Origin of the sequence: Cutibacterium avidum 44067 (assembly GCF_000367205.1) — a bacterium.
Taxonomy (GTDB): Bacteria; Actinomycetota; Actinomycetes; order Propionibacteriales; family Propionibacteriaceae; genus Cutibacterium; species Cutibacterium avidum.
Genome location: NC_021064.1, coordinates 821093 through 839953 on the forward strand (window position 1 = coordinate 821093; position 18861 = coordinate 839953).

An 18861-nucleotide genomic window follows, 5' to 3' on the forward strand; every position below is an offset into this window, starting at 1 on the left:
TGGTCGATTTCAACGCTGCGGTCGAACAAGCCGGATTCGTGCGGAAAAAGATCAAGCACGGCATGTACGTCTACGGGCTCGCGATCGCATCCGAGTTCGGCAACTAACCCCATGGTGACGAGCTGTGACGAGCCATTCCCTACCTTACGCATGTGAAATTACATGGTGTTTTCTCTATATAAAAGGTTAGGAACGACTCGTCACATGCCGTCACCCCTGAATTGAATTCAAGGAGTGACCATGAACGAACGAACCATAGAACACCAACTGAAGAAAGCCGTCGAAGCCTCCGGGGGCTTGTGCTGGAAGCTTGTCTGCCCTGGAACCACGGGCGTACCTGACCGACTATGCCTGATGGGAGGCCGGGTCGTCTTCGTCGAAGTGAAAGCACCCGGCAAGAAGCCTCGGCCGATCCAACGCCGCCGGATGAGCCAACTCCGCGCCCACGGCTTCACCGCGCTGGTCGTTGACTCGGTGGACGGCATCAAGGAGGTGCTTGATGCGCTACCGGCCGCATGACTACCAGCAGACCGCCACCCGGTTCATCCTCGACCACCCAGAGGCCGCCATCCTCCTCGGGATGGGACTCGGCAAGAGTGTCATCACCCTGACGGCGATCTGGGAGCTGCTGCTGGACTACTTCACCGTCTCTCGCGTCCTTGTCGTCGCGCCGTTGCGTGTCGCCCGAGACACCTGGCCCGCCGAGGCCGCCAAGTGGGATCACCTCGACGGCCTGTCGGTGGCGGTGGCTGTAGGCACCAAAGCTGACCGGCTCGACGCACTCGCCAAGTCGGCGATGGTGACCGTCATCAACCGCGAAAACATCCCCTGGCTCGTCTCCCAGTTGGGTGAGGCGTGGCCGTTCGACATGGTCGTCATCGACGAACTGTCCAGCTTCAAGAATCATCGGGCGAAGCGGTTCACAGCGTTGGTGAAGATGCGCCCGCACGTCAAGCGCTGGGTCGGCCTGACTGGCACCCCAGCCTCCAACGGGCTGATGGATATCTGGGCGCAGTTCCGGCTCCTCGACGGCGGGCAACGCCTCGGCAGGTTCATCACGCGCTACCGCGACCGCTGGTTTACCCCGGATAAGCGCAACGGGATGCAGGTGTTCACCTACAAGCCCCGCGAGGGTGCGGAGGACGAGATCTACGAGGCGATCGCCGACATGACGTTGTCGATGCGCACCACCGACCACCTCCAACTCCCGCCGTTGACGGTGACGACGACACCGGTGGTGCTCGGAGCCCAAGAACGAGTTGTGTATGAGCAGCTGAAGGCCGACCTGGTGGTTGATCTGGATGGGCAGGTAGTGGATGCCGCGAACGCAGCCGCGCTGTCGGGGAAACTGCTGCAGCTCGCCTCGGGCGCGATCTACGACGAGCATGGCGAGACGGTCGAGGTGCATGGGGCGAAACTCGACGCCCTCGAAGACATCCTCGAAGCCGCCAACGGACAAACCGTCCTCGTCGCCTACTGGTACCGACACGACCGCGAACGCATCCAGCGTCGCTTCCCGGACGCCCGCGAACTTAGAATATCGGCGGATATTGCGGCGTGGAACCGGGGCGACATCCCGCTCGGGCTGATCCATCCCGCGAGCGCTGGGCATGGGTTGAATCTGCAGGCCGGTGGGCACCTGCTCGTGTGGTTCTCGCTGACCTGGAGCATGGAGCTGTATCAGCAGACCAACGCCCGGCTGTATCGGCAAGGGCAGGCCGATCCGGTCACCACACCCACCTTGCCGCCACCGGCACCCTCGACCAGGCCGTCCTGGGTGCTTTGGAGGCGAAGGACATGACTCAGGCCGCGTTGATCGACGCGGTCGCCACCGAATTTTCAACCACCCTCAGGAAGGAGTCGTCATGCATGTGATGACCAAATACCTCGACACCCGCAAAGCCGCCATCAGCGCATTGCAGGACTTCGCCGTGATGGAGCAGATCATCGACACCACCGACGAGGCGATCAAGACCGCCTACACTGATGCGACCAGTCCGGGTTCGCCGAAGCTGGACGGTCTGCCGCGTCACACGGATGTGCATGCTGGGGAGATGCGTGTGGCGGCCACGTTGGATCGGATCGACATCTACCGTGCCCGCTACGGGCAGGCGCGTGAGTACATGGCGTGGTTCCTGCCCGCCTGGCAGCTGCTCACCGACGACGACAGGTTCGTCCTCGAAGCCTTCTTTCTCGGCGAAGGCTCTCAGGATGATGCGGTGCAGGCGGTGTGTGACCACTTCTACGTGGAGCGCACCAGCGCCTACCAGAAGAAGTCCCGCGCACTCGCCCGGCTGGCGTCGGCGCTGTATGGGCAGGCGGCGTGAACCCAGCCGCCAAAAGGTGTCAAGAACAGCGGATGCATTTACTGTTTCCGGCCTGCAATGATGTAGGTGGTTGAAAAGTAGGAAAAGCCCCAGGGCAAGCCCGGCGACAGGCTGGGAGCCTTGGGGCTTTGCCATGTCAGCAAAAGGAGCGTGCGGGATGCCGGTCAAGCCTGCCTGTCCGTGCTCCCAGCCCGGCTGCCCGAACCTCACCCACCAGCGTTTCTGCGAAGCCCACGCCAAGGCCGAAGACGAACGCTACCGCAAGTGGCAGCGTGACCCGAAGATCAACCGGCGCTACGGTGCCCGCTGGCGCAAGATCCGTGCCGCCTACATCACCGCCCACCCCTTGTGTGAGGACTGCCTCGCGGCTGGCAGGTACACGCCCGCACAGGAAGTCCACCACGTCATCCCGTTGGAGCACGGCGGCACCCACGACCCCGGCAACCTCCGCGCCTTGTGTAAGCCGTGCCACTCCCGACAATCGGCGTTCGACGGCGACCGATGGAGGCAAGTACCTCGGGTGTACACCTACTGACATCTGCGCCACGTTCCGCCCTGACGCGGCCAAGAACGCGAACCTCAAAATTGCCCACCTCGACCTTGTTCGCCGCACTCGAGGCAACCTCGCGGCGCTGGCAAAGGGGGTGGGGCCTCTCGATCTCTACGACTCGTTCACGGGTCAGCGGGCGGGGCCAACCGCGCGCAAAGTTTCCGAATCAAACGAGGTATTAACACTTCGCGGCTTGTCGGCAGTACCAGTGAGGGACGAATCTCCACTGATGCTTGCACGGTTTTCTTGCGCCACCCGTCCGGTTTTGGGTTTCCCAGGGACGTACAGATGAGGGCGGACAACTCCGGGGCAGCCAAACCGGTGTGGTGAATCCCTCCATGGCAGGCGTTTGTCTGCCGTGAGTTAACAACTGATTTCTAGAAGGAGGAATCATGGCAGATCAGATGGTGCTGAAAACACAGCAATGGTTGAACGCGACCTACAGGAACAAGACGGGGTTTGGTTCAGTTGAAGAAACTGGGAGAACCGGGTGGGACACGATTTATGCCTTAATCCGTGCCCTGCAAATCGAACTGGGGATCACGGCGACAGCAAATAATTTCGGTTTGGGAACGCAATCACGTTTTAAAAGCCGCTGGCCCAACGGAATCAGGAAGAACGCCTCTGAAAGCAATGTACATGGGATCATCCAGGACGCCCTGTGGTGCAAGGGGTATCGGGTCGAGTATGGTGGCATCACTCTTGAATTCACCGATCATGTGGCAGATTCAATTATTGCACTCAAGTCCGATATAGGAATTGGTGGCACCAGTTCCACGATCGACCTCGAGCTGATGATGGCGCTCTTGTCTATGAAACAGTTCCGCATACTCGCAGACTACGGTGGTACTCAATCTATTCGCGACGCACAACAGTCGATCAATCGTAAATACAAGGAATACACCGACATCATCCCTACTGACGGCCTATACGGACGCGAGATGAATATCGCCCTGATCCAGGTACTCCAAGCACTCGAAGGGTTCACACCTGACGAAGCTACCGGAAACTTTGGTGCGGGCACACGTTCCAGGTTGCAGACTACTAGTGGAGGCACCAGCCAGTGGGTGTGGCTGGCTACTGTAGGCCTGGTCAGTAACGGTTACTCAATCACGCCAACCAGCACATGGAATAGCGAAGTTGAAAACATATTGAGGCAGTTCCAGCAAGCACACGCTCTGCCAGTGACCGGGGTGGTTGATCCAACGACCTGGATGAGCCTTCTGACCTCTAAAGGCGACCCCAACCGTGCGTGTGTGGCTTGTGATACACGTTTCGAGATCACTGACGAACTCGCCGAGCACCTTAAGGCAGATGGTTACCTGATCGCGGGTCGCTATCTTTCAGAGCCTGGTCAAGAGGACGTAGCTGAATCAGACTACTTTAAGGCGCTACGCACGGGTGAGCTAGAACGCATCGTGAGTCATGGGCTGCAGTATTTCCCGATCTTCCAGGAGTACTCAACAGCGCTTAGGCACTTTACCGCCGATACTGGGCACCGTCATGCGAAGGAAGCCCAAGCCGCTGCCCAGCGACTTGGTGTGCCACCCACGGTCATCTACTTTGCAGTGGACTACGATGCCACAGATCCCGAAGTAACCAGCAACATCCTGCCCTATTTCAAAGCGGTCACGCAGAATCTTGGCGGCGGCTATCGAGTAGCCGTCTACGCATCGCGTAACATCTGCACTCGAGTAGCTCAGGCAGGCTACAGCGTGGCCTCGTTTGTTTCCGACATGTCCACCGGATTCTCAGGCAACCTCGGATTCCCGATCCCACACAACTGGGTCTTCGACCAGTTCCACGAAATCAGCGGATACCGAGGGAAATGGGATCTCGACCGGGTAGCATTTTCTGGACGGATCGCTGCGGTTGGATCGGTTCTATCCTCAGGCGCGAATCCGCAGCCGACTGTGCCATATCAGGCACTTCCCGTGCCCAGCCTGAATGCGATTACGCCATTCACGCGGGTCTTACCGTTGATTCGAAGCCTAGAGGATGCATATTCTGATTATGCCGCAGGTGACTGGGCGAGTTATGCGACGCATCCAGACTATCACCCTAGTGATATTGTGCCCGGTGTGCTGCGGTATCTAGCACGGGATTATTTACAGCATTGGAAATTCTCCATCGCGGCAAGTACTTTCAACGATATTTCATTTGAGTTGTATCTGAAGGATTCGCACCCTGGACTGGTTAACAGTCTTGAACCCTACATTGGTGAGCAGAGAACACCGTTCACCGATACTCATCGGCACGGCAAGAACGATCTCGCCCATCTGGCCTACACTCTGTACTGCTACCTATACACAACCCTGACACCGGATCACTGGGCAGGCTGGGCAGGAGATCTTGCGACTGGCATGAATGACCTGCATCGATATATGCAGGCACATCCTCATCTAAATCGCACGCGAGCAGCAAATGCTCTCATCGGAGCCGACCCAGATTACCCGGCAACGTACTTTATCAACGCTGGTATTGACACAAACGCGTTAGGAGTATCATGCAACTTCACTGATATCTGTGACGATGCAGACGCCATCACATTGGTTCCTACGATTCAAGGACGCGGCAACAATGGCATCCGATCTCTGTCTGATTCCATGGAACAGTACTATCTGAGTATTGTCACCGCGAACCGCTACAGCGTCTACGAACATGACGGGCTTGACTACTCCTCAGTTGATTCGCTCTATGACACGACCTGGAGCAGAATGAACGGTGTCCTCGAGGGGTTCTACGGAGGGCTGCTTGAACTCGCTGGAAACTCTAGCTGTAGTTGCGCATGACGTTGGTGACGCCTTCGGGGAGTCGTGTGGCGGGTGGCTGGTCTCGGCAGGCGGTGTGGGGTCGATGGTAGTTGTAGTGGATGTTCCAGATGGCGACGGCCTGGTTTCTCTCTGCTTCTGTAGGGGCGGGCGTAGAGGAGTTCCTCGGCCAGGATCCGGTTGTAGCGCTCTACCTTGCCGTTATGCCGGGGTGTGTAGGGCCGGATCCGCTGATGGATGATGTCTTCGGCAGCAAGGCGTTGGGTGAACTTGCCGCTGGTGTAACACGAGCCGTTGTCAGTGATCACCCGGCTGATGTGGGCGATGCCGTGGGCAGCGAAGAACGCTTCCGCGTTGCGCCAGAACCCGAGCAGGGTGTCGGCGGTCTCGTCCGGGAGGGGTTCGGTGTAGGCGAGTCGGGAGAACCCGTCGATCGCCGAGTGGAGGTAGGTGTAGCCGACCTTGCCGCGTTTGGAGACGTTGCCGCGGCCGTGGAGGCGCCAACCCCCGCCCTCGGGGATCCGGCCGACCTTCTTCACGTCCAGGTGGACCATGTGACCGCGGTAGCGGGCAGTGATCGTGCCCGGTTTGCGTAACGGTTCTCCATCGACATCGAGCCAACGGCGGCGGTTCAACCCGAGCCGGGCCAGCCAGCGCCCGACCGTGGCCTGGGAGATCGAGTAGCCCCGGTCGGTGAGTTCGATCCAGATCAGACGGGCTGACCACTTCCGTTCGCGGCGCAGCGAGGCGATGAGCTCGACGACCTTGTCGGGGGTCTGAGACGGACAACGCGAGGGTCTGCTGGAGTGATCTGCAAGACCGACCTCGCCGTGGCGGCGGTACCGGTTCACCCACTTCGACGCGGTCGCCCTGCTGATGCCCATCTCGGCGGCGACATGAGCGATCGGACGGGACTGGCAACGCTCAACCAGACGCAGGCGTGCCTCGAAGGACGAGGCTGCATTACGGTGGTGAATCAAGGGCAGGCTCCTTGCTCAGACGGACGGTTTCGCAACTTCCATCCTGACGAGGGCCTGCCCCCTACGTCACCTCCACCGCGTCAACAACCTCATGCTCCGCAACATCTAGCCAGGAGGAACGGCAAGCGTGCGTGAGAGCGTTTGCTAACTACCTCTTCACTCGCTCTCACTAGAAGCACCTGACGCGGCAGGGGTGGCACTATCTGCGGTGCCGCCCCTGTTGGGCTTTGCGCTGCGGCGAAAACTGTAAAAGCGCCAAAAAACTGTTGCGCACGTAATCGTCATACCGAGACAAACCCACAAGAGGCCCTTGCTTTGCAGATACTCGATAAAGTCTCCAGGAGAAATGAATGCGGATGTGACGAAGGTGGAAGCAAGCGAGATACATACCATGGTGGGTAATTTCACTACACGGAAGGCGTTTGCAGTGGCAGCCACCCAGTGAATTGGAATAAACAGCATTCCAGTGCCAAACCCTAGAGCCAGTAACGCCCACGATATTTCAATAAAAGGGTTACTGGGTGGCGCTTCATTGCCGTATAGTTGGACGGGGTTCAAGCGCATCCACCAACCTATAAGCGGGGGTATCGAACAGATCAGCAAGTAACGCAAGTACTCGATTGCGCGAGTTCTGACTGACACATGCGTCTCCTCCTGCGCTCATGCGCGTTGAGCGATCCGAGCTGGTCGAATTCTACTGCCAGTTAATTCTAGCGATCACGTCTACTGTATCCAGCGGAGATGGCTTCATGTCTAAAGATGGCACCAACCGAGGCGGCCGCCGCGTCAGGGCAGGCGCGAAACCAGACCCTTTGAATGAGAAGCTCGCAGCCGGACGACCCGCCACCCGCCTGGAGGAACCACTGAACGAACCGTTCGATTTTGAGGGCGGCGACATCGGTGCGGGCGCGGTGCTGGCCGGGGAGACCATGCCCGAACCGTCCGACTACCTGTCCGAGGTTCAGCGCGACGGCAAACCGCTGGGCGCTGACATCGTCTACCGGGAAACCTGGCAGTGGCTTGATCAGCGGGGCTGTTCGCAGTTCGTGGCACCAAGGTTGATTGAGTCGTACGCGCAGGCCTTCGCCCGCTATGTGCAGTGCGAGCAGGCGATCTCCAAGTTCGGCCTGCTCGGCAAACACCCCACCACCGGTGCCGCCATCGCGTCCCCGTTCGTCGCCATGTCCCAGTCGTTCGGGAAGCAGGCGAATGTGTATTGGTACGAGATTTACGAGATCGTGCGCGCCACCTGCACGACCGACTATTCGGGGGCAGCTCCTGGTGATGAGGTGATGGAGCAGCTGCTGAAAGCCCGCTCCTGACCAACCCGGCCTATCTGTGTTTTTCGCGTCTGCCCGCTTCCGGGTGGGCGCTTTTTCGTGTCCTGAAAGTGAGTGTGTCCATGTCTACTGTTCATACTGCCGAGTCCGTGTGCGCTGGTCATCCGGACAAGTTGGCCGATCAGATTGCCGACCAGATCCTCGACGACATCCTCTGGGAGGACAAGGCGGCCCGGGTGGCGGTGGAGGTGATGGCCGCAGGCAGACGGATCATCGTCACCGGCGAAATCACCACCAACTACCGCCCGCGTATTCGGGAGTCGGTGCGCACCGCCCTCGCGCGTGCCGGTTACAGTCCGCTCGGGTTCTTGATCTATGTGTGGACGCGCCGCCAATCCGGCGACATCAACGCAGGTGTCACCACCTCCCTGGAGGCCCGCGAAGGCGACAGTTCGGCGTTCGCGCTGCAGGGGGCAGGTGATCAGGGCACCGTCTACGGCTACGCCACTGCTGAGACCCCCGAACGCCTCCCACTCCCGCTCGTCCTGGCACACCACATCTGCCGACGCCTCGACACCGCACGGGTCGACGGAACCATCGGCGGGATCAAGCCGGACGGGAAAGCACAAGTGAGTGTGCGCTACGACGACACCGGCACACCCATCGCGGTGGAGGCGGTTGTCGTGTCGGTGCAGCACGAGGCGGGCAAGGATCTGGCGGTGTTGGAGCGTGAGGTGCGCTCGCTGATAGTCGCCCCGGCCTGCCAGCCTTACCTGCCCGTGGACAGCAACACCGAGGTGCTGATGAATCCGTCGGGCAGATTCGTTGCGGGCGGGCCACGAGCCGACACCGGCCTGACGGGCAGGAAGGTCATGGTTGATACCTACGGCGGCCTCGCACCCCATGGCGGTGGCGCGTTCTCCGGTAAAGACCCCTCGAAGGTCGACCGGTCCGCCGCGTACATGGCGCGGCTCATCGCCCGCACGATCGTCGACGCCCGCCTCGCCGAGGAGTGCCAGGTGGCCATCTCTTATGCGATTGGGAAGGCTGATCCGGTCGCCTTCAGCGTGGACACGCTCGGCACCGGCGAATACGCCGACCTGATCCTCACCAAGGCTGCCCGGGACGTGTTCGTGCTACGTCCGGCGGGGATCATCGACGCCCTCGCCCTGCGCATACCCCGCTACCGGGATCTGGCGTTCTATGGGCACATGGGCCGGGACTGGCCGCGCTGGGAACAAACCTGGCGCTTTGAACGCGACCTGCGGAAGGCGGTGGAGACACATGCGCATCGAGCAACTGGCAATCGCTGACCTCACGCCCGCCGACTACAACCCGCGCAAAGACCTGAAGCCCGGCGACCCCGGGGCAGTCCCATCTGCCCAATCTGCACGTGACGGGCGCAGGTAGTGGTGGTCAGTTCTTCCCCCGCTGGACCTATGAAGAAGCCACCGACGACACCCTCCTGGGCGCTAGTGGCGACGTCGACGAGTGGGGTTACCGTCGCGTCGATAACATCACCGACGCGATCCTGACCCACTACCAGCAGGCCTTCGGGTCGCAGGTCACCAAGGACGACATCTTCTTCTACGTCTACGCGGTGTTGCACTCTAAGCAATATCGCACCCGCTACGCCGCCGACCTCAAGCGGATGCTTCCGCGCATTCCCCTGGCCGCATCAACCGCGGACTTCGAGGCGTTCGCCGAGGCCGGTCGGCGTCTGTGTGATCTGCACGTCGGCTATGAGAACGTCGAGCCCTACCCATTGCACGAACCGACCCACCCGCTCGACGTCGACGAGTGGGACCTGTACCGCGTCACCAAGATGCGGTGGAAGGGCAAGACCACCAAACGCGACCTTGTCTACAACTCGACCTCACCTTGTCTGACATCCCCGAGCAAGCGCACGAGTACATGCTCGGGTCGCGCTCCGGCCTGGAATGGCTCATCGACCGATACCGGGTGAAGCCCGACAAGGCCTCGGGCATTGTCAACGACCCCAACGACTGGGCGCGCGAGCATGACGACCCTCGCTACATCGTCGACTTGGTGAAGCGGGTGACCCGGGTGTCGGTTGAAACCGTCAATATCGTGAGGTCACTTCCTGAGTTGCCGATCTGACTATGTGTCTGCCAGGTGGCCAATCGACTGCTCATTGTTGGCACATCGTTGTGGGGCCGCGCCGAGGTGGTGAGGCGTCGATTTGGGTTCAGGGCAGGTAACCGTATATTCTTGTTCAGTTCCCGAAGGAACCCCCGAACCCAACGATTGCGTCGGGTGCGTCATGCGCCCGGCCCTGAACAGGAGATCTCCCAGTGGCTGCTGTGTGTGACATCTGCGCCAAGCGCCCCGGTTTCGGACACAACGTCCCCTGGTCGAAGAAGAAGACCAATCGCCGGTGGAGCCCGAACATCCAGCGCGTCCGTGTCGTCGAGAACGGCACGCACAAGCGCATGAACGTGTGCACGTCGTGCCTCAAGGCTGGCCGAGTCAGCCGCTGAGCAATTGCGTTCGACGTTAGAACCCGCCGTAAGGCGGGTTCTTTGTCGTTGTGGGTGTCATTGCCCGTCGGTACGGTGGCACTGTGAATGCAGTGACCAGGTGGCACACCCGCAGCCAGCAGGAGCTTCATCGCCCTTTGGCGGAGGCGGTGGGAGCCAAGACGGCCAAAGCATTTGCTGCGATGCACGTCGAGACGGTGGGCGAGGCCCTCGGTCACCTTCCGCGTCGTTACCTCACCGGTACCGAAACCACGGATTTGTCCCACCTCGTCGTTGACACCGAAGTCGCCTTGGTGGCCGACGTCGTCGGCGTCGAGGTCCACACCAACAAGACCGTGACAGGTCGAGAGAGGCGACCGCGTCAGCGGCTGGAAGTCATGCTGTCCGACGGCAACGCACGTCTGCCCGTCACCTTTTTCGGCAAACCTCACATCGTGTCCTACTGGCAGCGCATTTTTTCTGCCCACACTCACGGCATCTTCGTCGGCAAGGTGGGGGAGTTCCGGGGCAATCCGCAGCTCGTCCATCCCGACTTCGTCATGGTTGACCGCAACGGCAAGGTCGTGGCGGGTCGTGAGGAGGGCAAGGTGATGGCTGCGCAGGTGCAGCGTCACGGTTTGCTTGGTCTCTACCCGCAGACCTCGAAGTTGCGCACCTGGGAGATCGCCTCGGTGGAGTCGATGCTGCTCGAGTCCACCCCCGAACTTGAGGACACCCTGCCCGGATGGCTGCGTCAGGAGGCTGATCTGCCGAGCCTGTGGCAGGCCTACCACGCCATCCACCACCCGCATTCGGTGGAGGAAGCCAATCGCGGTGCCGAACGACTGGTGTGGGAGGAGGCCATCGCCACCCAGGTGACGATGGCGGTGCGTCGACGTGATGCCGAGAGTCATGATGCGCCGGTGTGTCGACGTCATGACGACGGCCTGCTGGCAGCCTTTGAGTCGAGACTCCCGTTCACCCCGACGGCAGGCCAGGACGAGATCAGCCAGGCCATCGACGCTGACCTGTCTTCCGATCACCCCATGCACCGACTGCTGCAGGGGGAGGTGGGTTCCGGCAAGACCTTCGTGGCCTTACGCGCCATGCTCCAAGTCGTCGACGCCGGGTACCAGGCCGTTCTGCTGGCACCCACTGAGGTTCTCGCCCAGCAGCATTACGCCACGATCACCGGGATGCTGAGGGAGCTGGCCGCTGGCGGTGGCCTGGATGCCCCGGAGAACTCCACCGGAGTTGCCCTGCTCACGGGTTCGATGAAGACGGCTGGAACCCGAACCGCCTTGGCCGACATCGCCTCGGGAGCGGCCGGAATCGTCATCGGAACCCATGCCCTGTTGTCAGGCAAGGTCATCTACAACAACATCGGTCTGGTCGTCGTGGACGAGCAGCACCGCTTCGGCGTCGAGCAGCGCAGTGTCTTGACGACTGGTGACGGTGCTCGACCTCACGAGCTCGTTCTCACTGCAACGCCGATTCCTCGCACGGTTGCCATGACGGTCTTCGGTGATCTCGAGGTGTCGACCTTGCGAGAACTGCCGTCCGGACGTGCCGACATCCAAACCACTGTGGTTGATCTGCCAGCCCACCGCTCGTGGCTCGCCCGCGCCTGGGAGCGCATCCGAGAGGAGTGCGAGGCCGGGCATCAGGTCTTCGTGGTGTGTCCTCGTATCAGCAGCGATGACGCTGACGACGTCGAGAGTGGTCGCCCGCCGACGGCTGAGGTCGAGGAGATCGCTCCTCAGCTGGCCTCCGGTCCGCTCACAGGACTGCGCATCGACGTCCTTCATTCTCGGCTGGACGCCGATGAGAAGAAGGCCGTCATGGATCGCTTCGCTGACGGTGAGTCCCAGGTCCTCATCTCCACCACGGTCATCGAGGTCGGCGTCGACGTCCCCAACGCCACTATGATGGTCATCATGGACGCCGACCGCTTCGGCGTCTCCCAGTTGCACCAGTTGCGCGGACGTATCGGGCGAGGAAAACTGCCGGGCCTGTGTCTTCTGGTGACGACGGCCCTGCCCGGAACGACGGCCCGTGAGCGGCTCGCCGCGGTGGCATCATCCCGTGACGGCTTTGAGCTGGCCGAATTGGACCTGGCCCAGCGTCACGAGGGCAATGTGCTCGGATCCTCCCAGTCGGGGTATTCCTCGCCGCTGCGGTTGTTGCGGGTGCTCGACCACGCCGAGATCGTCGCTGCGTCCAAGGATCTCGCCGAACGGTGGGTGCAAGAGGAACCTGAGGATCCCCGGCTGCTCGACGTCGTCACCGCGACGGAAATGCTGGCTGAGGGCGATCTCATGGAACAGGGATGAGCTGCCCAGGCGTGACAAAGGTCCGGAACGTTGATGACGATCCGGACCTTCGCGAGTGGTCTGTCAGTTGTCCTTGGGCTCCGGACCGAAGGCGAAGGTACGGCCGGTGATCTGATCGGCCTGGACACGCACGTAGTTGCGCTTCACGGTCGGCACCCACGGCAGCAGGGGCATCTTGTCGCACAGCGCGAGCTCGGCCTCGTCGGTGATGACCTCGGCGCTGCCGCGCACGACGACCGACCAGCCGGTCTCCTCGGTCCAGCCGTCGGCCTCGAAGGCCACACGGTTGTTGGTGACGATGTCCTCAAGCTTGCTTCCAGCGGCGGTGCGGAAGACGATGCTCTGCCCGTCGACGACGTAGTTGACGGGGAATACCTCGGGCTGGTCATTGACGCTGGTGGCCAGGCGGCCGACCTCAGCCGTGTCAAGGTAGCCCCAGCAGCTGTCCTCCGGGACCTCGGTGATCGGGTTCTCCTCATTGATCATGGGGCCATTCTTCCTGAACACGGCCCATTTCGGGAGCCGACCGGCACAAAGTTGCCGATATTGGTGAGGATGGCTCGCCACATGACCATGTCGAGGGCCCGCGCGGTCCAGGAGTGGATGCAATGGGTACGGCGACGATGCGGGCAGGATCGGGCGAAACCGCTAGCCTGGAGGGATGAGCAGGATTATCTCGGGTCGTGCTGGCGGACAGCGTCTGGCCACCCCGTCAGGACGTCTCACACGTCCTACGACCGATCGGGTGCGCGAGGCTGTCTTCTCTGCATTGGCAGCCTGGAACGGAACGTCTGATGAGGCTCCCGAGGACCAGCTTGCCGGGCAAGCCTTCTGCGACCTGTTCGCTGGGTCCGGAGCGGTGGCCCTCGAGGCTGCCAGTCGCGGTGCATCGACGGTCCTTGCCGTCGACCGGGACCGCTCAGCGTGTCATGTCATGACGGAGAACGCCCGGACCACGCGCCTGCGGATTCAGGTGGCCGCCCAGACGGTTTCGACATTTCTCTCCGACAACCGGCAGACCTTTGACGTCGTCTGGTTCGACCCGCCCTACGACTTGGCTGACGACGTCATGGATGGCCTTATCGCCGCCACGATTCAGAACGCCCTGGCCCATGACGGACTGGTCGTGGTGGAGAGGTCGCGCCGCAGCCGAACCCCTCACTTCCCGGAAGGGTTTGAGTCGTGGAACTCTCGTTACGGTGAAACCGTCGTCTACTACGCCCAGCGCAACCGCGAGCCCATGGAGCAGCAGTGAAAGCAGTTTTTTCAGGATCCTTTGACCCCATCACCCTCGGCCACGTCGACATCGTGACGCGAGCCGCCGAGCTTGTTGACGAGGTCGTCGTCGGGGTGGCGGTCAACTCGGCCAAGAACGGCATTTTCTCCATGGAGGAGCGGGTGACCTTTGTCCGGGATGCCGTCGCTGACATCCCGGGTGTCGAGGTCGCCCTCGTCGATGGGTTGCTCGTCGACTTCTGCACCGAGCAAGGAGCTGACGCGATCATTCGTGGCCTGCGCTTTGGTGGGGACTTTGACTACGAGCTCCAGATGGCCCACCTCAACAAGGCCATGAGCGGGATTGAGACGATCCTGCTGCCGGCTGGGCGCGAATTCGGGACGATCAGCTCCTCCATGATTCGCTCGGCGGCATGCAACGGGGGCAACGTCTCAGAGTTCGTGCCAGCCATCGTCGATGCCGCGCTGCGAGAGAGGTTCCCGCACTCATGACTACCGGGTGTTCTTGGGCCATGGCCAGGCATCTGGGAGTCGACCATGAGGTCGCAGTCAGCAGGTCAGCGGGCTAGAGCACTGGTGAGGGCCTCTCGGTCTGTGAGCCCATGGGTGGGATGAAGGACGAGCTTGGGCGCTCGTCCGGTCTGTATGGCTTCATCAACCCACCGGGCGAAGAGATCGCCCATGGGGAAGGACACCGACCGTCCCGCCCCGGTGTCCCAGTCCGCGCTGAATTCCAGCGGCTCATCGGCCTGTTCCTGAGGCTGGGCGTTGTGCAGATCGGGCAGCATGTCCGACATGGCCAGGGCTTCCGGCTTTGGCTTGCCGTCGTTGGTGAACAGGCCGAGCGAATACTCCAGCTTCGGGAAATCCAACAGCTGGTCTGACACGTCGTGGGAGCACCACCATGTCACCGCCTCAAGACTCGGGGTGGTGGCCACCGAGGCCAGGGACGACGTGACGAAGTCCGCTGCCCGGTCGTCGGGAACGTGGCTGCGAGGCGCACCAATTTCCTGCAGCCAGAGTGGACGGTGGGGATCAGGGCTCCAGGCCCGGGCCAGTTCGAGCAGATAGCGCGGGAACCACGTCAGGGCGGGATGTCCCTCCCCGAAGTGCGGTCCGACCTGCGCGAACACCCAGGAATGGATGGTCGTCGAGGAGCCCAGGGTGACGGCGTGACGCGGGGTGAAGGGATGATCGTCAACGAACCAGAGGTCGTCGTCGAACCCGAACCAGAATCGTCCGTCTGGCCACTGGTCCCGCATGGTCCCGAGCATCGTCTCCAACCACGTCTGGGCCTCATCGATGGTGCACCCGCTGCGCGTCGGATGATGATGCCCCGGGGCCAGAGCCGCATACTGCGGGAACTCATTGCCCACCGTCATGCCGGTGACGTTCGGCTCTTCCCGCAGGCGTGTTACCAGTTGGATGATGAGTTCGGTCTGGCCAGCCTTGACGAGCGGATCGGTGAAGAGATTTGACTCGTGCCATGTGACCACCCAGGAGGGCAGGAAATCATAACTCGACAGATGTCCGTTGAGGGCGTCGACGGTGACCTCAAGGTCGAATTCGCCAGCTGCGCGCACGACGGAGACGACGTCATCGAGGGCGCGGGGACGCACCAGACCGCGATTGGGCTGCAACAACGGCCACAGTGGGAAGATCCGTACGTGATCGAGGCCCAGTCGTGCAATTGCTTCGAAGTCGCGTCGTGTCGCATCGATATCGAGGTCAAGCCAGCTGTGGAACCATCCCTGCGACGGTGTGTGATTGACGCCAATCCTCATCGGTTGCGTCCCAACCTCAAGGTCGCAACCTGGAAGGGACGCATGGACAGACCGATCGTGTCGTCAGCAAGGTCAGCGGTGATGACTGACGGACCGACCTGGGCGTGCGGGTTGCCCTCAAGGGGTTCCTCGAGCAGGTCGGACTCGACGGCGGACGTGGCGCCAAAGCCCACCGTCATAGTGGTGTGAACATGACGCCCGTAGGGCTCGTACAACCGGACGATGACGTCACCAGAGCCATCCTCAGCCAATTTGACGGCCTCGACCGCAATGCCTTCGACGCTGACCAGTGGATCGACCGGCGATCCCTGACGACGACGTACGCACAGGTTGGCGGCATACCCGTCACGCACGGCATCGGTGAGATCGGCTCCGACGTGCAGAGTGTGGAAGAAGTCATGCTCTCCCTCGTCAGCGCGCGGGTCGGGGTAGCGGGCTCCCTTGAGAAGGGAGGCGCGGGCCATCGACCACGTGCCACCGTTGTCCTTGGGATGGCGGGACACATTCCACCCATAGGTACCGGAGTTGGCGATGGCGACGCCGAATCCGGGCTCGGAGATGTACACCCAGCGATGGGCATGAACCTCGAAGCGGAAGGCATCCCACGAGGTGTTGGTGTGGGTGGGGCGGGTGATGTGACCCATCTCGATCTCGTAGTCGGCGTGATCGGTGTGGACGTCCACCGGCCAGGCCAGTTTGAGCAGACTGTCTCGTTCGTGCCAGTCGACATGGGTGCGTACCTTGACGCGCGGATCTCCCGGATTCACGGTCAGCGACTGGGTAGCGCGGGAATCCCCGAACGTCCTTGTGACGCTGATGGTCACCGAATCACCGTTGCGGGACATGGTGGCCTTGCCATCATCCAGGTCGGTGACGTTGTTGGCGTAGAAGGGATCGATGTCCCACGCGTCCCACATGTTCGGGAAGTCAGGGTGAATTTGGAGAAGATTGCCACGCTGACCAGCTGGTATGGCGTCGCGACCGGAAGCAGGGTCGACGAGGTGGGTGATGAGGCCGTGCTCGTCAACGGTAAGACGCAGCAGGCCATTGTCGACGACGAATCCGTCAGCCGCATCCTCAGCCTGAACCCCGTGGGCAATTGCCGGAGCAACTCCGGCACCCATGGCCACGGTGGAAGCCCACGGACGAGTCATCGGAGCAGAATCGAAGACGACCTGCTCGTCACCCTCTCCGGCTAGCAGCTCCTGGGCATGGTGAATGAGCTCGGTGAGTTCGTCAGAGATGCGCCGGTGATCGGCGACGACCTCGCGATACACCCACGCGATCGCCGATCCAGGCAGGATGTCGTGGAACTGGTAGAGACAGATGGTCCGCCAGATCTCGGCCAACCACTCACCGGGGTAGTCCATCAGGCCGCGTACCGCTGCGGTGGCGCACCACAGCTCGGCGTCGCGCAGCAGGTGCTCATTGCGACGGTTGCCCTTCTTGACCTCGTACTGGCTGGTGAACGTGCCGCGATGCAGCTCGAGGTAGAGCTCTCCAACCCAGGCGCCCGGATCCTCGTGCTCGGCCTCGGCGCGGCTGAAGAACGTGGCCGGAGGCTCGATGGTCAGCTTGGGGGATCCGTCAAGATCGGCGACACGACGGGCCTGGGCGAGCATTTCGCGGGTGGGACCACCGCCGCCATCTCCATAGCCGAAGGGCACCAAGGAGGAATTGGCGCGGCCCTTGTCCTGGAAGTTGGACCTGGCGTGTTCGAGGTCGCGGGCCGAGAGGTCAGAACCGTAGGTGTCAGCCGGCGGGAAATGGGTGAAGATGCGGGTGCCGTCGATTCCCTCCCACCAGAAGGAGTGGTGGGGAAACTTGTCGACCTGGTTCCACGAGATCTTCTGGGTCAGGAACCACTGGGCACCGGCCAGCTTGGCCAGCTGCGGTAGGGCTCCCGAGTAGCCGAAGGAATCAGGCAGCCACACCTCGGGGCAGTGGTGGCCGAACTTCTCCATGAAGTACCGCTGCCCGTACAGCAGCTGACGGCACATCGCTTCCCCACCAGGCAGGTTGGCGTCAGACTCCACCCACATGCCTCCAACCGGGATGATCCGGCCGTCGGCGACTGCCTTCTGCAATCTGGCGAAGAGGTCAGGATGGTCCTCCTCCAGCCAGGCCGAGTGCTGAGCAGCAGGGAAGGCGAAGAGATGGGTGGGGTCATTCTCGATGAGATTGAGCTGGTTGGAGATGGTTCGAGCGACCTTGCGTCGGGTCTCGCGCAGCGGCCACAACCAGGCGGAGTCAATGTGGGCATGGCCGATGGCCGTCATCGTCTGAGCAGAGTCGTGGGCAGGACGAGCGAGGACTGGGGCCAACTCGGCCCGAGCAGCTGATGCTGTGGAGGCAACGTCGAAGAGATCGATTCTGTCCATGGAACGATCCAGAGCACGACGGATCTCCCACCGGCGCTCGGAATCCTCCGGTAGCTGGGAAGCCAAACCGGACAGAGTCATGATGTCAGCGATGAGCTCGCGGACCTCGTCGTGGACGACGACGAGATCAGCTCGCTTGAGGGTGTAGTAGGCGTCAGTCGAGGCAGTGAGTTTGTCCCCGTCCTCGGTTGGCTGGAAGGGAGGCTGGGCCAACAGGATCGGGTTGGAGGCAGCCTCGACGTAGATGTCGATGTGACCTTCCGTGTCGATCTCGACGGGAATCCACGTGTTTCGCGGGTTGAGAGCCTTGATGACCGACCCGTCCGGACGCACCACGAGGCCCTCGGACTGGAACCCGGGGGAGTCCCAGACGCCCCCGAGGTCGACGATCATCTCGAGATGGTCGTCGCGATGCTCCGGCGGAACGGTGGCCATGAGATGGAGCCAGGTCGTTCCCCATGGCGGGCCCCACTTGTCTCCCACCCGGAACGGCTCATAGCTCAGCGACAGCCCCTCGCTGATCGAGATGGGCTCTCCCTGTCCGCGGACTCCGGGGCGACTGTTCGGTCCCTCGGTGGTGTCAGTGACGGGAGCCCACTCGACGTCGAGTGGGCACACCGTGGTGGTCTCGGCGGGGCGAATCTTCTCAGCGAGATGACGGCGCACCCGACCGTCAAGAATGGGGGCGTGATCATGCATGGGGAGTCCCTGGCGGTTGCGACATTGACAACGGATAATT

General features: G+C 61.7%; 14 protein-coding genes and 2 pseudogenes. 12 read left to right on the forward strand and 4 right to left on the reverse strand.

Annotated features, from left to right (window positions below; genetic code table 11):
• Positions 1 to 240: 240 nt before the first annotated feature.
• The 5 genes from PALO_RS03735 (at position 241) to PALO_RS03755 (ending at position 5669) form a co-directional block, all read left to right on the forward strand.
• The gene (locus tag PALO_RS03735; protein ID WP_015582475.1) at positions 241 to 519 is read left to right on the forward strand and encodes a VRR-NUC domain-containing protein; all 279 of its coding nucleotides are present in this window, start codon (positions 241 to 243) and stop codon (positions 517 to 519) included.
• The gene (locus PALO_RS03740) at positions 500 to 1801 is read left to right on the forward strand and encodes an SNF2-related protein (RefSeq protein WP_015582476.1); all 1302 of its coding nucleotides are present in this window, start codon (positions 500 to 502) and stop codon (positions 1799 to 1801) included. Before PALO_RS03735 ends, PALO_RS03740 begins: the two co-directional genes overlap by 20 nt.
• 64 nt (positions 1802 to 1865) lie before the next feature.
• Positions 1866 to 2327: a hypothetical protein gene (locus tag PALO_RS03745; protein ID WP_015582477.1), complete on the forward strand. Its 462-nt coding sequence runs from the start codon at positions 1866 to 1868 to the stop codon at positions 2325 to 2327.
• A 157-nt stretch (positions 2328 to 2484) separates the two neighbouring features.
• Positions 2485 to 2862, forward strand: a complete 378-nt coding sequence (locus tag PALO_RS03750; protein ID WP_015582478.1) for an HNH endonuclease — start codon at positions 2485 to 2487, stop codon at positions 2860 to 2862.
• Positions 2863 to 3269: 407 nt separating this feature from the next.
• Entirely contained in the window at positions 3270 to 5669 is a 2400-nt protein-coding gene (locus PALO_RS03755) for a glycoside hydrolase domain-containing protein (protein WP_015582479.1), read from the forward strand.
• Here PALO_RS03755 and PALO_RS03760 read toward each other — a convergent pair.
• Positions 5650 to 6625 (reverse strand): annotated as a pseudogene (locus tag PALO_RS03760) (IS481 family transposase). The gene PALO_RS03755 and the pseudogene PALO_RS03760 sit on opposite strands and share 20 nt — an antisense overlap.
• A 752-nt stretch (positions 6626 to 7377) precedes the next feature.
• On the opposite strand from PALO_RS03760, the gene PALO_RS03765 reads away from it, so the two are divergent.
• The 5 genes and pseudogenes from PALO_RS03765 to PALO_RS03790 all read left to right on the forward strand — a co-directional run bounded on the left by PALO_RS03765 (position 7378) and on the right by PALO_RS03790 (position 12721).
• Positions 7378 to 7950 carry a P27 family phage terminase small subunit gene (locus PALO_RS03765; RefSeq protein WP_015582481.1) on the forward strand — a complete coding sequence of 191 codons (573 nt, stop codon included), beginning with the start codon at positions 7378 to 7380 and terminating at the stop codon, positions 7948 to 7950.
• Between the two features lie 80 nt (positions 7951 to 8030).
• Positions 8031 to 9221: a methionine adenosyltransferase gene (metK, locus tag PALO_RS03770; protein WP_015582482.1), complete on the forward strand. Its 1191-nt coding sequence runs from the start codon at positions 8031 to 8033 to the stop codon at positions 9219 to 9221.
• A gap of 80 nt (positions 9222 to 9301) precedes the next feature.
• Positions 9302 to 10029: pseudogene (locus PALO_RS11910) on the forward strand (type ISP restriction/modification enzyme).
• Between the two features lie 194 nt (positions 10030 to 10223).
• Positions 10224 to 10409: a 50S ribosomal protein L28 gene (gene rpmB / locus PALO_RS03785; protein WP_002514277.1), complete on the forward strand. Its 186-nt coding sequence runs from the start codon at positions 10224 to 10226 to the stop codon at positions 10407 to 10409.
• A 92-nt stretch (positions 10410 to 10501) separates the two neighbouring features.
• The gene (locus PALO_RS03790) at positions 10502 to 12721 is read left to right on the forward strand and encodes an ATP-dependent DNA helicase RecG (RefSeq protein ID WP_051048740.1); all 2220 of its coding nucleotides are present in this window, start codon (positions 10502 to 10504) and stop codon (positions 12719 to 12721) included.
• Positions 12722 to 12784: 63 nt separating this feature from the next.
• Here PALO_RS03790 and PALO_RS03795 read toward each other — a convergent pair whose 3' ends face one another.
• Entirely contained in the window at positions 12785 to 13207 is a 423-nt protein-coding gene (locus tag PALO_RS03795) for a pyridoxamine 5'-phosphate oxidase family protein (RefSeq protein ID WP_004808626.1), read from the reverse strand.
• Positions 13208 to 13382: 175 nt separating this feature from the next.
• On the opposite strand from PALO_RS03795, the gene PALO_RS03800 reads away from it, so the two are divergent.
• Together PALO_RS03800 and coaD are read left to right on the forward strand one after the other, a co-directional pair.
• Positions 13383 to 13976, forward strand: a complete 594-nt coding sequence (locus tag PALO_RS03800; protein WP_015582486.1) for an RsmD family RNA methyltransferase — start codon at positions 13383 to 13385, stop codon at positions 13974 to 13976.
• Complete coding sequence (coaD, locus tag PALO_RS03805) at positions 13973 to 14449, forward strand: pantetheine-phosphate adenylyltransferase (RefSeq protein ID WP_004808624.1); 477 nt, start codon at positions 13973 to 13975, stop codon at positions 14447 to 14449. The genes PALO_RS03800 and coaD overlap by 4 nt, the downstream gene beginning before the upstream one ends.
• A 65-nt stretch (positions 14450 to 14514) precedes the next feature.
• Here coaD and PALO_RS03810 read toward each other — a convergent pair whose 3' ends face one another.
• Positions 14515 to 15741, reverse strand: a complete 1227-nt coding sequence (locus tag PALO_RS03810; protein WP_015582487.1) for a glycoside hydrolase 5 family protein — start codon at positions 15739 to 15741, stop codon at positions 14515 to 14517.
• Entirely contained in the window at positions 15738 to 18821 is a 3084-nt protein-coding gene (locus PALO_RS03815; RefSeq protein WP_015582488.1) for an alpha-mannosidase, read from the reverse strand. The genes PALO_RS03810 and PALO_RS03815 overlap by 4 nt, the downstream gene beginning before the upstream one ends.
• Positions 18822 to 18861 lie beyond the last annotated feature (40 nt).